The sequence below is a fragment of the Microbacterium sp. NPDC090003 genome, assembly GCF_044748385.1.
Taxonomy (GTDB): domain Bacteria; phylum Actinomycetota; class Actinomycetes; order Actinomycetales; family Microbacteriaceae; genus Microbacterium.
Map to the genome: position 1 here is coordinate 2,089,293 of NZ_JBIVFW010000001.1, position 13,721 is coordinate 2,103,013.

The window sequence follows — 13,721 nt, forward strand, 5'->3', positions numbered from 1 at the left end:
CGCCACGGGACCTCAACCGACGAGCGGGTGCCAATGGCGTTCGGTCAGCGTCGAAAGATCGACCCAGGTGCCGTCGACGATCGGGGCAACCGATGACGCCCAGACGCCGAAGTGGGCGAGCGGGGTCGGCCAGGGGTAGTCGTCCACCGGACGCTCGACGACGTTGCGCACGGCACCGAGGAACCGGGTCTCGGCAGGGGCACCGACGACCTCTGCGTCGAGCGCAGCGATCGTTCGCACGCCGTCGAGGTCGCCGGCATCCGTCCGTCGGGTGGGGAGATCGAGCTTTCCCGTCTCCGAGCGGGGGACGCAGAACACCTCGTCTCCGCGGCGCAAGAGCAACCGCACCATCGACATCGGGCTCGGGGGAATCTCTCGTCGCACGACCTCGGCTCGGCCGCCCGGAGGAAGCCACGGGGCCTCCGGCGTCACCACGACGACGGTCTCGTGCACGGCATCCATCCCGCGAGCGTATCTCGGCCGCGGTGAGGGGTCAGGACACGCCGCAATCGGATGCTGCGGAGCGGCGTGTCTTGACCCCTCACGCCAGGAAAGGCGAAGCCGCCCTCCCCCGGGGACGGGGAGGGCGGCTTCTGTGGGGAGCGGAGCGGGGGTTACGACTCCACGCGGCGCCGGCGAAGCACCAGCACGCCACCGGCGGCGAGCAGCAGCAGGAGCACGGCGATCGCGGCGATCGGGACGGTTCCGCCGGTTCCGGCGAGCCCGTCACCACCACCACCGCCACCGACCGGTGCCGCGGTGACCGTGAGGGCCCCTTCCGCCGTGAGGCCGGAGTCGGCACCGACGGCGACCAGCGTGTGCGCGCCGACCTCGGCATCCACCGGGATCGTCACCGCGAGACGGAACGCTCCGGACTCGTCGGCGACGGCATCCGCGAGGTGGATCGGCTCGGAGAACAGCGTCAGCGAGACGGTCTCACCCGACGCGAACCCACGACCGGTCACCTGCACCGTGCCGCCCTGCTGCACGGTCGACGCTCCGATCACGAGCTCGGCCTCGAGCACCGGGGTGTCTCGCACGTCGATCGTGAGCGGCTGCGACTCCGAGGCGCGGAACGCCGTGTCGTCGGACGGCACGAACCGGGCGACGTAGGTGTGCGCACCCGAGGTCGCGATGGTGACGTCGGCCGTGGCCGTGCCACCGGTGACCTCGGCCGATCCGACGATCTCATCGCCCTCGAAGAAGTCGACCTTGCCGGCGGCCCCCGCGGGCTTCACCGTCGCGATCAGCGGGACCGACTCACCCGCGACCGGATCGTCCGAGCCCGCCGTGAGCGACACCGAGGTGTTGCGCGGGGCGGTCGGGTCGACAGCCACCTGCACCACTCCGCGAGCCTCGACCTTCGAGACGTCGCCGAGCGCCACCACCGGGTGGGCGCCGTCGACGGCATCCACCGGAACCGTGATCTCGGCGCTGATCGCACCGTTGACATCGGACTTCACGACCACCGGGGTCTCCGAGTCGATCCGCACCGACACGTTCTCCTCGGCGGCGAACCCCGAACCCGTGACGGTCACCCGGTCGCCCGGTGCCACCGTGCCATCGGGCACCTGGATCTCGGGGGCGTACTCGGGCTGCGGGTCGACGACCCCGATCTCGAGCTGTGCATCCGCCGACCGCACACCGTCGTCGGCCGTGACCGTCACCGTGTAGGTGCCGGCGGTGGCGTAGGTGTGCGTGCCCGTGACCGTGCCGTCGGTGATCGTCGCCTCGGTGACGGGGGATCCGTCGCCCCAGTTGACGAGCGCCGACGTCTCACCCTGACCGCCGGTTAGCGTCGCGAGCGTCGCGTCGAACTCCTCGCCCGTGATCTGACCGTCGACCGCACCGGCCGTGACGCTCAGGGGAGCGGCGGCCGCGCGGTCGCCGTCCGAGGCGAGAGCGAAGATGTGCACGCGTCCGTCGTTGAGCGAACCCGCCTCCTTCGGCATCGTGAGCGACTCGACCACCTTCGGCGCGCCGTCTCCGTCGACCGCCAGCGGGATGCCGGCGGTGGCGTAGATGGCCGTGTTCTTGACGCTCGACTCCGGCGAGGTGCCCGAGAGGCGCCCCTCCGAGATCGTCAGCACCGTGTTGCCCTTGTAGGGGTTGCCGGATGCCCCGACCCAGTCGCCGAGGCTGATCGTCACCTGCTGCGTCGTGCCGTCGGTGAAGTGCAGCGTGGCGACCGAGTCGCGGTTGCTCTCGGTTGCGGTTCCGATGAACGCGATCTGCGTGGCGCCGGTGCCGAGCGACACCTTGACGGTCTGACCCTCGCCCGTGATGTTGTCGGGCTGTCCGGCCGGGATCGCTGGCAGGTCGTAGGTCAGCGTCGTGTTCGGGATCGTCAGGGTCTGACCCTGCACGAAGCCGTCGGCGTTGATCTTGTCGCGGAAGTACCCGTGACCCTGCGAGTCGCAGTTCGCGGCCGTGACGTTGAGATCACCGATGCAGACGTTGTTGAATGCGCCCACCAGCGTCTCGTCGCGGAACGCGGTCACGGTCGCGGTGGTCTGCGCCACCGCTCCGGCCGAGTCCCGCACCGTGACGGCTGCCGAGTAGGTGCCCGGTGCGGTGAAGGTGTGCGGAGCGCTCACCTTCCAGCCGCCCAGATCGTCGCGCGTCAGCGTCGCGTCGGTCACCGCGGTGCCGTCGCCGTAGTCGACCGTGACGGTGTACCCGGAGGCATCCGTCTCGGTCCCGACGATCGTCGCGAGGGTTCCGGAGAACTCGGTGTCGACGGCGACCCGCTGCGGTGCACCCGCCGAGATGGCGAGTCCGTCGGCGGCGGATGCCGAGGCGAACAGCTCGATCTCCGAGAGCGCGAGGGTCGTGGCATCCGTCTTCAGCGTCAGCTTCACGCTCGTGAAGCCGTCCTGGTTCGCGGTCGTGAACGGTCGCGTCTGCGTGTCCCAGGTGAAGGACTGCGCCGTGCGGCTGTCGATCTCGGTCCAGGTGGTGCCGTCGACCGAGCCCTCGAGCGTCCAGCTCGACGGCGCGTTCGCCTTCTTCGCACTCGTGAGCGTGTACTGGCCGATCGAGACCGGACCGGACTGCGAGGTCCAGACCAGTTCGGCGGTGTCACCCGTGAACGCCACGTTGGAGCTCATGTTGTCGTCGACGAGCGACCCGACGGGGGTTCCGTCGGTGGCCTTCAGCACGCCTCGGCCGGCCTTCGTCGCGTCGACCAGGGTCGTGGGCACGTCGAGCTCTTCACCGAGGTCCTTCGCACCCCACGCCGAGGGAGTGTCGCTCATCGTGAAGTCGAGCGTTCCGCCCGCGCGGACGAGGTCTCCGTCGAAGGTGGTCTCGGTGATCGGGGTGCCGTTGATGCTGGCGCCCGCCACGTAGTCCTTCCCTGCGGATGCGCCCGGGGCGTTGATGACGAGCTTCTTGCCGCCGATGTTCAGCGTCGCGCTGTCGAACAGCGGCGTCCCGATCGTGTAATCGCCGGAGCCGACCTCGAGCGGGTAGAAGCCGAGCGCTGAGAAGACGTACCAGGCCGAGAACTCGCCGTTGTCCTCATCGCCCGGGTAGCCCTGACCGATGTCATCGCCGATGAAGAGGCGGTCCTGGATGTCGCGGATCAGCTCCTGCGCGCCCGAGGGGTCGCCGGCCTCTGCGAGCACGTAGGGGATGTGGTGAGCGATCTGGTTCGACATGCCGAGCATGCCCAGTCGCACATCACGCGCCTCGCGCGCCTCGTGGATGCCGGAGTAGTCGGCCTTCTCGCGCTCGGTGAGGAAGTCGTGCATCACGTCGACCAGACCCTGGCGCCCGCCGTACAGCGCGGCCAGGCCGTCGACGTCGTGCGGTGCGTGGAACCCGAAGGTCCAGGCGCTCGCCTCGGTGAAGGCACCGCCCCATGCCTTCTTGTCGAAGTCGGCGCCCGAGGTCCAGGAACCGTCGGCGTTGCGCGACGTGAACGTGCCCGCCTCCGGGTTGAACATCTCGCCGTAGTGCTCGGCGCGCGCCTCGAAGTACGTCGCCTCCTCCTTCAGCTGCGCGGCGCGGGCGGCCGGGGTGTTCGGGTCCTCCGAGAGCGCCTTCGCCATCTCGGCGATGCCGAAGTCGTTGATGTAGCCCTCGAGGCCCCACGATGCACTCTCGTGGGTGGTGGCCTCGGTGTAGCCCAGGAAGATCGACTGTCCGAGTCCCTTACGGCCGACGGCGTTGGATGCCGGCAGCACGGTCGCGTTCTTCACCGCGGCGTCGTATGCCTCGAGTGCCGTGTCGGTCGAGAGGGCGCCCGCGAGGTACGCCTCGGCGAAAGCGACGTCGGAGCTGGTGCCGGTCATCAGATCGGCGTAGCCGGGGGACGACCAGCGCGCGATCCAGCCGCTGTCGCGGTACTGCTGCACGAAGCCGTCGACGAGCTCCTCGGTCACGTCGGGGTAGAGCATCGAGTACAGCGGCCAGGCGGTGCGGTACGTGTCCCAGAAGCCGTTGTTGACGTAGATCTTGCCGTCGACGATCTTGGCGTTGGTCTGGGTGTCGCTCGCCGAGCCGGTCGTACCGGCCACGGGGCTCGCGTACTTGTAGACCGGGTCGGCCTCGGTGCCGGTGTTCTCGAACTGCGAGTTCGGGTAGAGGTTGAGCCGGTACAGGCTCGAGTAGAGCGTGATGAGCTGGGTGTCGGTCGCGCCCTGCACCTCGTCGATGACGGCGAGACGCTCGTTCCAGGCATCCTTCACCGCGGTGTGGGCCTGGTCGAACGAGACGTCCTTCAGTTCGAAGTCGTGGTTCTTCTTCGCCTGGTCCTGCGAGATGAACGACGACGAGATGCGCAGCTCAACCGAGCGGTCACCGGTCGTGTCGAACGAGGCGAAGCGGGCGGTGCCGTTGCGGTCTCCGACGGTCGTCGGACCGGCCGTCGCGGGTGCGCGATCGAAGGTGCCGTAGACGAACATGCGGGTGCGTCCGGGCCAGCCGGAGCCGCCGTCGACCCAGCCGCTGACGGTGTCGCCCGAGATCGAGAGCTTCGAGGAGTTCACGAGTTGATCGATGAGGATCGAGCTGGCGTCGCCGGCGAACTCGAAGCGGTAGATCGCACCGTGGTCGGTGGCGGTCACCTCGGTGCGGATGCCGTTGTCGAAGGTGACGTCGTAGATGTCGGGCCGGGCGATCTCGTTCTCGTGCGTGAACGTGAGCTTGCGGTCGTTCAGGTTCGAGGTCGGGTTCGCGTTCGCGGCGGGGAGCACGGCGAGCTGGTTGCGGTCGCCCATCCAGATGCTCGGCTGGTGCGAGAAGCCGATGCCGTTGAGCCCGGGCTTGTTCTGCGCGTTGTTCGCGCGCTGGTACTGGTAGATCGTTCCGGTGTTGTCGGCGTTCGTCATCGGGGTGATGAAGTTGAAGCCGTTGGGCCACGCGGTCGCGGGCAGGTTGTTGCCGCGCGAGAAACCACCGGTCGAGTTCGTGCCGCGGCGGGTGTCGACGTACGACACGAGCCCGTCGGAGTCATCGAGCGGGGTCGCCGCGTCGATCGCGACGTCGTCGAGCCAGCCGGTGAACGCGGTGGCCGCGGTCGGCGCCTCGATGTTCTTCACATCCGCGCCCGGGTGGGAGTAGGTGAAGCGGATGTCTTCGACGGTGCGACCCTCGAAGGCTCCGAGGTCGACGGTGACCTTGTTCCACTGGTTGGGCCAGAGCCTGTTCGAGCGACCCTGCTCGGCGGCGGTGGCGGGGTAGCCGTACGAGTCGGTCACGCCGGGCGTCGTGGCGAGGGTGGTGCCGTCGTCGAAGGCGAGGTCGACGGCCACGAAGGTCGCCGCGTACGTCTGCTCGCCGTCGAGCACGGGGAAGACGAGGTACGACAGCTGGCTGTCGCCGTCGACGGTCACGTCGACGTTCTCGTAGAGCGTCGTGGTCGACGCTGCGGCTCCGGCGTCGAGATGACGCCCGGAGTACTGCAGCGCCTTCGTGCCGGTGAAACCGACGCCGGTCTTGGCGGTGTCGGATGCCGTCGGACCGTTGCCGACGACGACACGCAGGTCGCTCGCGGTCGGGGCGCCATCGCTCACGGCGATGGGCTCGAAGTCGGCGAGCTGGATGAGGTTCGTGGTGGGCGTGCGGTTCTCGGTGATGTCGAGGCGGTAGTAGAGGAACGGCGCGCTCGGCTCGGCCAGTTCGAACGTGCGGGTCTGACCGCGGGCCGTGAACATCTCGCCGGTCCGCTCGTCGACCGGGGTCCACTCGGTGCCGTCGTTCGAGCCGAGCACGCGGAAGTTCTTGGGGTCGCGCTCCTGCGCGTCGCCGCCGGAGGTGAGCGTGTACTTCTGCAGCGGCTGCGCGGCGGTGAGCTGGTACTGCAGCCACCCCTTGTTGACGAAGGCGAGCCACTTGGTCGAGGCGTTGGCGTCGGCGGCGAACACGGCGGCTTCGTTCGGCGCGTTCTGTGCCGAGGCCGTGACACCGTTCGGAGCGATCGCGGGCAGCATGCTGCCGGGGGCGAAGCGGTCTCCCGTGATGTTGACGGCTTCACCGGTGCCCGCGAGTGCGGGCACGGCATCCGTCGATTCGAAGGACGACGAGAACGTCCCTCCTGCTGCGGCCGCCGCGGGGAGCGGCGTCAGCATGGCCAGGGTCACCGTCACGGCGGCGCCGGCGGCCGCCCAGATGCGACCTGCGGGTCGTTCGTTCCTCTTACGGGGAACAGTCATGGTTGCTCCTCAAACTCCACTGCGGTGTGTCGTTCGCCTGTCGCAGATACCGGGGGGCGGGCTGCGCGACGCTTATGACATCGCTGTCATAGATCGAGACACTAACACAGCGGATGCCGTGGGCGGAAGATGCATCCCCCATCGGATGACCCGTCATAATGAGCAGATCGCTCGAAGCGGTAGAGGAACAGATGACACCACACGAAGACGGGGCCGCGCCCCGCCCCACGCTCGCGCAGGTCGCCGCACGCGCCGGCGTGAGCCTGAAGACGGCATCGCGCGCGCTCGGAGGCGAGTCGTACGTCAGCGAGAAGACGCTCACGAGCGTGCTCGCCGCGGCCGCCGAGCTCGACTATCAGCGCAACGCCGCCGCGAGCCTCCTCGCCAGCGGTCGCCTCGCGGATTCACTCGGACTCATCACCGGAGACTTCACCAACCCGTTCTACTCGGCCCTCGCCCAGGCCGTCGAAGACGAGATCCGCCCGCGCGGGATGCACCTGTCGGTGGCGAACTCGCGCGAGTCCGCCGAGCAGGAGAAGCGGGTCGCGCACGACCTCGCCGACCGGCAGACCAAGGCGGTCATCACGGTCTCCGCGATGACCGACCATGCCGACTACGCGACGCTGCAGGCCCGCGGCATCCCGGTCGTGTTCGTCGACCGCCCGGCCGAGAACCTCGCCGCCGACTCCGTCGTGTTCGACAACCGTGAGGGCGGGCGTCTCGTCGCCCAGCACCTGATCGATCGGGGGCATCGCCGCATCGCGTTCATCGGCGACTACGCCTGGCTGCCCACGTACCGCGCCCGTCTCGCCGGCATGGGTGACGTGCTCGACGGGTCGCCGGTCGCCTGGCGCGAACTGCTGCGCACCGATGCGCACGACGTCGCATCGTCGCGCGAGTGCGTGCGCGAACTGCTCGCCCTCGACGAACCGCCGACGGCCATCGTGGCCGGCAACAACCGAGTTCTGCTCGGCGTCATGGAGGAGATCGCGACGGCAGACGCCCCGCCCGCCGTCATCGGCTTCGACGACCCGGAGTGGGCACGGGTGCTCGGCATCAGCGTCGTGACCGGCGACGTCGAAGAACTCGGGCGATCGGCTGCGCGCCTGGCGCTCGCACGCCTCGGCGACCGCACCCGCCCGACGGAGGACGTGGTAGTCCCGATGCGCTTGATCGAACGGAGCTCGACCGCCTCCTGAGCCGCCGCCCCTGCATCGATCGGTGCGAAATGACGGTTATGGCGGCGCATAAGCGACCTTCTCCACCGATCAGTGCACGAGAGGCTCCACCGATCAGTGCACGAGAGGCGAGGCGTCAGTGCACGAGAGGCGAGGCGTCAGTGCACGAGAGGCGAGCGTCAGTGCACGAGAGGCGAGCGTCAGACCAGCGCCGACGCCTGGCGGACCTCCTGCTCGCGCAGGGCGTTCTCGACCGCCTCCACGTCGCGCACCGCACCGCGGTCGGCCGAGGTCGCCATCGCCGCGTACGCGCGCAGCGCCAGGGAGACGGGGCGCTGACGGTCGACGGGGCGGTACCCACCGGCATCCAGCAGGCGCGCGCGCCGCTCGGCGAGCTCGGCCTCGCTCACCTCGAGGGTCATGCCCCGGGTGGGGATGTCGATCGAGATGATGTCGCCGTCCTCGACCAGCGCGATGACGCCGCCGGATGCCGCTTCGGGCGAGACGTGCCCGATCGACAGACCCGAGGTGCCGCCCGAGAAACGGCCGTCCGTGACCAGGGCGCACACCTTGCCGAGTCCTCGCCCCTTGAGGAACGACGTCGGGTGCAGCATCTCCTGCATGCCCGGGCCGCCCTTGGGGCCCTCGTAGCGGATGACGACCACGTCGCCCGGCTGGATCTTCTTGCCGAGGATCTTGGCGACCGCCTCCTCCTGCGACTCGCACACCACCGCCGGGCCCGAGAAGACCAGGATCGACGGGTCGACGCCGGCGGTCTTCACGACGGCACCGTCGACCGCGAGGTTGCCCCGCAGCACGGCCAGGCCACCGTCGACCGAGTAGGCGTGGTCGACATCGCGGATGCATCCGTTCTCGCCGTCCTCGTCGAGAGCCGCCCAGCGCTCCGACTGCGAGAACGCGCTCGACGAGCGCACGCCACCGGGAGCCGCGAACCACAGGTCCTTCGCGACGTCGGTGGCCTTGCCGCCACGGATGTCCCAGTCGTCGAGCCAGGCCGCGAACGACTCCGAGTGGATGGTGCTCACGTTCTCCTTCAGCAGACCGCCGCGGCGCAGCTCGCCGAGCACGGCCGGGATGCCGCCGGCGCGGTGCACGTCCTCCATGTAGTACATGCGGCCGTAGGCCGGGTTCGGGGCGATCTTGGCGAGGCAGGGCACGCGACGCGAGATCGCATCGATCTCGTCGAGGCCGAAGTCGATCCCGGCCTCGTGGGCCGCGGCGAGCAGGTGCAGGATCGTGTTGGTCGATCCGCCCATCGCGATGTCGAGCGCCATCGCGTTCTCGAACGCGGCGAAGCTCGCGACCTCGCGCGGCAGCACCGAACGGTCGTCCTCGTCGTAGAAGCGACGGGTGATCTGCACGGCGACCTCGCCGGCCTTCTCGTAGAGAGCGCGTCGGGCGGTGTGGGTGGCGAGCACCGAGCCGTTGCCCGGCAGGGCGAGTCCCAACGCCTCGACGAGGCAGTTCATCGAGTTGGCGGTGAACATGCCCGAGCACGATCCGCAGGTCGGGCAGGCGTTCTCCTCGATGCGCTGGATGTCGGCATCCGACACCGTGTCGTTCGCGGCCTCTGAGATCGCGTCGACCAGGTCGAGGGTGCGCACGGAGCCATCGACGAGCGTCGCGCGACCGGCCTCCATCGGACCGCCCGACACGAACACCGTCGGGATGTTCAGGCGCAGCGCGGCCATGAGCATGCCCGGGGTGATCTTGTCGCAGTTCGAGATGCACACGAGCGCGTCGGCCTGGTGCGCGTTGACCATGTACTCGACCGAGTCGGCGATCAGGTCGCGCGAGGGCAGCGAGTAGAGCATGCCGCCGTGCCCCATGGCGATGCCGTCGTCGACGGCGATCGTGTTGAACTCGCGGGGGATGCCGCCTGCCGCCGAGATCGCGTCGGAGACGATGCGTCCGACCGGCTGCAGGTGCGTGTGGCCGGGCACGAACTCGGTGAAGCTGTTCGCCACGGCGATCATCGGCTTGCCGAAGTCGGCGGCGTTGACGCCGGCGGCGCGGAAGAGAGCGCGGGCTCCGGCGGCATTGCGGCCATGCGTGACGGTACGGGAACGAAGAGGGGTGGGCATGGTTCCACTTTCCCGGTGGCGATCGGATGCCGGAAGACGGCGCTGACACTAGTAGTGAGAGCACTAGGTTTGTTCTGTGGCCGTGGACGAGGAGCAGCGCAAAGAACTGGGCGCGTTCCTCCGTGCGCGGCGCGAGCAGCTCGATCGCGGAGCCTACGGCCTGCCGCCCGCCGGACGCGGCCGCACGATCGGTCTGCGCCGCGAGGAGATCTCGTACCTCTCCGGCGTCAGCGTCACCTGGTACACCTGGCTCGAGCAGGGGCGCGACATCAATCCCTCACGCCAGGTGCTCGATGCCGTCGCCACCGCGCTGCACCTGACCGTAGCCGAGCACGACTATGCGCTGCGGCTCGCCGGGTTCGCACCCGCACGGCCCGGCACGGGTGAGGCGGTCGAGACCGCACCGGCCCACGTGCAGCGCTTCCTCGATGCGCTGGAGGAGCACCCGGCCTACGCCCTCGCGCCCGACTGGGGCGTCGCCGGGTGGAACGCCGCCTACGAGGCCCTCTATCCGAACGTCGCCACCACTCCGCCCGAGCAGCGCAACCTGCTCTGGTTGATCTTCACCGACCCCGCCGTGCGCGACCTGCTCGACGACTGGGACGACACCAGCCGCCGATTCCTCGCCGAGTTCCGCGCCGAGGCGGGACCGCGCCTCGGCGACCCGCGCTATCGCGACCTCGTCGGGCGGCTGATGGAGGCGAGCCCCGACTTCCGCGAGCGATGGGAGAGCCACGACGTGCGCGGGTTCGAGTCGCGCGAGCGCGTGTTCCGGCATCCGTCACTCGGCAGGCTTGTGTTCGAGCATCACCAGCTGCGCCCGTCGGACCAGACCGACATCCAGCTCGTCGTCTACACACCGGCGGATGCCGCGGCCCGCGCGAGGTTCTTCCGCCGCCGCGACTGAGGATTTCGCGTGGGGGACGCTTCGACAGGCTCAGCGACCCAGTGCACGCCGCAACTGATCCCTGAGCCAACGGGTCCCTGAGCCAACGGGTCCCCGAGCCAACGGGGTCCCTGAGCCAACGGGGTCCTGAGCCAACTGGGTCCCTGAGCTTGTCGAAGGGCCCCGCCCCGAGATTCCCCTCAGCCGTCGCCCGGCTCGATCCGCTTGCCCAGGAGCCCGTGCGTCGATTCGATCTCGACCTGCTCGTAGAGACCAGCGTAGTTCTCGCGATGATCGGGGTCGTCGGTGAGGTTCTGGCTGAGGCGCATCTCCCACACCACGTTCTCGAAGTCCGTCTCGAGCATCTCCTGCACGCGGCGATGCAGTTCATCGAAGACGGCGGGCGGAGCGAGGAACCCGATCGAGAGTTCGGCCAGGTCGAAGGTGCTCGCGTCGGTGAGGTCGTCGTTCTCGGTCATGGCCGCCACGTTAGCGGGGTTGTCTGGGCGTCCTCTCCTCGGTGAAAGGTCACAACACGCCCCCGCAGCACGGCAGAGGGCGGCGTGTCTCGACCTCTCACGTCCATCGCCTCGTCAACCCCCTTCTCGGACGCCGGGCTCACGCGCAGAGTGTCAGCATGGCCACCTCCACCGCGCACCGCACCGAACCCGAGCGCACGCCCGACGGTCACCACTTCGTGATCGATGGGCGACGGTGGCGAGCGACGGATCCGTCGATCCCCGACTCCTTCCGTCAAGAACTCGTCGACGAGCTCATGGACGCCCGGCGCGCGGTGAAGGCGAACGAGACCGATGCTCGGACCCGGGTGCAGGATGCGAAGGTCGCTCTCGGCGAGCGCGGTCATGCGTGGTGGGAGGAGAGCGCAGGGGCAGGCTTCGACAGCCGCATCGCCTCCACCATCCGTGCGCTCACCCGCAAGCGTGCGGGCTCATCGATCTGCCCGAGCGACGTCGCCCGCACCATCGGCGGCGAATCGTGGCGCGACCGCATGGACGACGTGCGCCGCGTCGCTCATGCCCTCGCGGCTCACGGCGAGATCGTCGTGACGCAGAAGGGCGAGCCTGTGCGCATCGATCGGGCTCGCGGACCCGTGCGCATCGTCGCCGGCCCCGCCCTCTGACTCAGCGCCACGAGCCTACAGCGACACCTCAGGCGCTCAGGCGATGCGCTGCAGCGAGACGGCGTAGAGGGTCGGGGCGCCCTCGAGCTCGAGCCGGATGCTCATGCCCGTCTGCGTCGTCGTCACTTCGAACGCGATCGTCCCGTTCGTGCACGGGACGGGATCGGATGCTGCCTCGGCATCGAGTTCGCCGGCCGAGAGCGTGAGCGTTCCCGCGCCCCGGCAGGCGATCTGTCCCTGAAAGGTACCGGCTTCGAGCGAGGTGAAGTTCGTGAGGTGGTTCGGCGACGTGTGCTGGCTGAGCCACCCGGAGAACGATCCCGCGCCCGACACGTTCTCCGACGGCGGGACTGCCGTGTCTGCCCACGCACGGATCTCATCGACCGGGATCGGCAGCTGCGCCTCATCGGATGAGGCATCCTCGGTGGGCGTCGGTGACGGAGTGCTCGTCGTGGTCGCCGACGGACGGGGCGTCTCGGCATCCGATGATCCCGCCGTACATCCGACGAGCCCAGCCCCGACGATCAGCACCGCCCCGATGATCACTCCGCGTCCGATATCCATTCCCCCACGCTAGGAGCTGCGTGCCCGCACGGGACGGGAATCAGCCCGATGTCCAGGGGATACGGAGGCTGGAGTTGTTAACAGGGTTGTTAACACCTGTGCACAACATCAGGCCAGGAAGGCGGCGACCGTCTCGGCGAACCACTCCGGGCGTTGCAGCGGGATGCCGTGCCCGCAGCCATCGACGACGACCGTGATGCTCGCGGGCAGGGCCTCGTGCAGATCATCCGCTGAGTCGTGCATGACCCGCCGTTCCTCCGATCCGACCATCACCATCGCGGCGCCGGGAAACCGCGACCACCCCTCCGGAATGCGGAACGAGAGGTTCGCCCCGAGCGACGCGACGAGCGTCGATCGCGTGATCCCCGCGCTGGTCGCGAGGTAGTTGCTCATCATCGTCGGCGGAATGAAGAGCTCGCGCGCCTGCAGTCGTGCGAACCAGGGTCGACGCGCGAGGGGGGCCGCGGCGCTGGCGAGCGCCAGCATGGTGCCCGTGAACGGCAGAGGCACGGTCTGTGCGCTCACGACGACCGCGCGATCGACGAGGTTCGGATGCTCGGCGGCGAGCAGAACCGCGAGCTGCGCTCCGAGCGAGAACCCGACGACGACGGCCGGGCGGACGGGGGATTCCTCGGCGAGGACGCGTGCCAGCCCGCCGACGGTCTCGGCGTGCGACGCGTACGGCTCGTCGACGGAGCGCCCGTGGCCGGGAAGATCGACGATCACCACGCGGTACTCCGTGGCGAGGCGATCGCGCACGGGGTCCCACATCCACCCCGCGACGCCGCCGCCGTGCAGCAGGAGAATGACGGGGGCATCGGCGGGACCGAACGAAGCGGAGAACATCCGTCCCAGCATCTCAGAGACGACCGCTGCCGCGCGCCCCGGGAAACGAGAAGGCCCCGCACTAGGCGGGGCCTTCTCGAACTGTCTCAACACAGTGTGGAGCCTAGGAGATTCGAACTCCTGACATCCTGCTTGCAAAGCAGGCGCTCTACCAACTGAGCTAAGGCCCCGAGGGGGATTTCTTGAGTTGATGTGTGGGCCCACCAGGACTTGAACCTGGGACCTCTTCATTATCAGTGAAGCGCTCTAACCACCTGAGCTATGGGCCCGTCAACCTCCGAAACTTTACCGGAGATTCGCCGAAACTCCCAATCGAGCGCGGGGACCCGGGCGAGTCCCCGC

General features: G+C 68.9%; 9 protein-coding genes and 2 tRNA genes. 3 read left to right on the top strand and 8 right to left on the bottom strand.

Annotated elements, in window-relative coordinates; translation table 11 throughout:
- Positions 1-12 precede the first annotated feature (12 nt).
- The gene (locus tag ACIPVN_RS10075; protein ID WP_400442555.1) at positions 13-462 is read right to left on the bottom strand and encodes an NUDIX hydrolase; all 450 of its coding nucleotides are present in this window, start codon (positions 460-462) and stop codon (positions 13-15) included.
- Positions 463-614: 152 nt separating this feature from the next.
- Positions 615-6,659 carry a GH92 family glycosyl hydrolase gene (locus ACIPVN_RS10080; protein ID WP_400442557.1) on the bottom strand — a complete coding sequence of 2,015 codons (6,045 nt, stop codon included), beginning with the start codon at positions 6,657-6,659 and terminating at the stop codon, positions 615-617.
- 191 nt (positions 6,660-6,850) lie between these two features.
- On the opposite strand from ACIPVN_RS10080, the gene ACIPVN_RS10085 reads away from it, so the two are divergent.
- Positions 6,851-7,858, top strand: a complete 1,008-nt coding sequence (locus ACIPVN_RS10085; protein WP_400442558.1) for a LacI family DNA-binding transcriptional regulator — start codon at positions 6,851-6,853, stop codon at positions 7,856-7,858.
- Between the two features lie 179 nt (positions 7,859-8,037).
- Here ACIPVN_RS10085 and ilvD read toward each other — a convergent pair whose 3' ends face one another.
- On the bottom strand, positions 8,038-9,942 hold the full coding sequence (gene ilvD / locus ACIPVN_RS10090; protein WP_400442560.1) for a dihydroxy-acid dehydratase: 1,905 nt from the start codon (positions 9,940-9,942) through the stop codon (positions 8,038-8,040).
- Between the two features lie 82 nt (positions 9,943-10,024).
- Here ilvD and ACIPVN_RS10095 point away from each other — a divergent pair, with 82 nt between their 5' ends.
- Entirely contained in the window at positions 10,025-10,849 is an 825-nt protein-coding gene (locus ACIPVN_RS10095) for a helix-turn-helix transcriptional regulator (protein ID WP_400443352.1), read from the top strand.
- 179 nt (positions 10,850-11,028) lie between these two features.
- Here the strand turns inward: ACIPVN_RS10095 and ACIPVN_RS10100 are convergent, their stop codons facing one another.
- Complete coding sequence (locus ACIPVN_RS10100) at positions 11,029-11,307, bottom strand: hypothetical protein (protein ID WP_400442562.1); 279 nt, start codon at positions 11,305-11,307, stop codon at positions 11,029-11,031.
- A gap of 158 nt (positions 11,308-11,465) precedes the next feature.
- On the opposite strand from ACIPVN_RS10100, the gene ACIPVN_RS10105 reads away from it, so the two are divergent.
- Positions 11,466-11,969 carry a DUF3253 domain-containing protein gene (locus tag ACIPVN_RS10105; protein WP_400442564.1) on the top strand — a complete coding sequence of 168 codons (504 nt, stop codon included), beginning with the start codon at positions 11,466-11,468 and terminating at the stop codon, positions 11,967-11,969.
- Between the two features lie 36 nt (positions 11,970-12,005).
- Here ACIPVN_RS10105 and ACIPVN_RS10110 read toward each other — a convergent pair whose 3' ends face one another.
- From ACIPVN_RS10110 to ACIPVN_RS10125, 4 genes are all read right to left on the bottom strand, one after another.
- Positions 12,006-12,533 (bottom strand): hypothetical protein, encoded by a 528-nt coding sequence (locus tag ACIPVN_RS10110; protein WP_400442566.1) that lies wholly within the window; start codon positions 12,531-12,533, stop codon positions 12,006-12,008.
- Positions 12,534-12,641: 108 nt separating this feature from the next.
- Entirely contained in the window at positions 12,642-13,379 is a 738-nt protein-coding gene (locus tag ACIPVN_RS10115; RefSeq protein ID WP_400442568.1) for an alpha/beta fold hydrolase, read from the bottom strand.
- A gap of 97 nt (positions 13,380-13,476) precedes the next feature.
- Positions 13,477-13,549 (bottom strand) — tRNA-Ala (locus ACIPVN_RS10120).
- A gap of 25 nt (positions 13,550-13,574) precedes the next feature.
- A tRNA-Ile gene (locus ACIPVN_RS10125) sits at positions 13,575-13,648 on the bottom strand.
- Positions 13,649-13,721: the final 73 nt, after the last annotated feature.

Coding starts and splice junctions, on each gene's coding strand:
- ACIPVN_RS10075 (WP_400442555.1), bottom strand. CDS start 462: ATGGATGCCGTGCACGAGACCGTCGTCGTGGTGACGCCGGAGGCCCCG.
- ACIPVN_RS10080 (WP_400442557.1), bottom strand. CDS start 6,659: ATGACTGTTCCCCGTAAGAGGAACGAACGACCCGCAGGTCGCATCTGG.
- ACIPVN_RS10085 (WP_400442558.1), top strand. CDS start 6,851: ATGACACCACACGAAGACGGGGCCGCGCCCCGCCCCACGCTCGCGCAG.
- ilvD (WP_400442560.1), bottom strand. CDS start 9,942: ATGCCCACCCCTCTTCGTTCCCGTACCGTCACGCATGGCCGCAATGCC.
- ACIPVN_RS10100 (WP_400442562.1), bottom strand. CDS start 11,307: ATGACCGAGAACGACGACCTCACCGACGCGAGCACCTTCGACCTGGCC.
- ACIPVN_RS10105 (WP_400442564.1), top strand. CDS start 11,466: ATGGCCACCTCCACCGCGCACCGCACCGAACCCGAGCGCACGCCCGAC.
- ACIPVN_RS10110 (WP_400442566.1), bottom strand. CDS start 12,533: ATGGATATCGGACGCGGAGTGATCATCGGGGCGGTGCTGATCGTCGGG.
- ACIPVN_RS10115 (WP_400442568.1), bottom strand. CDS start 13,379: ATGTTCTCCGCTTCGTTCGGTCCCGCCGATGCCCCCGTCATTCTCCTG.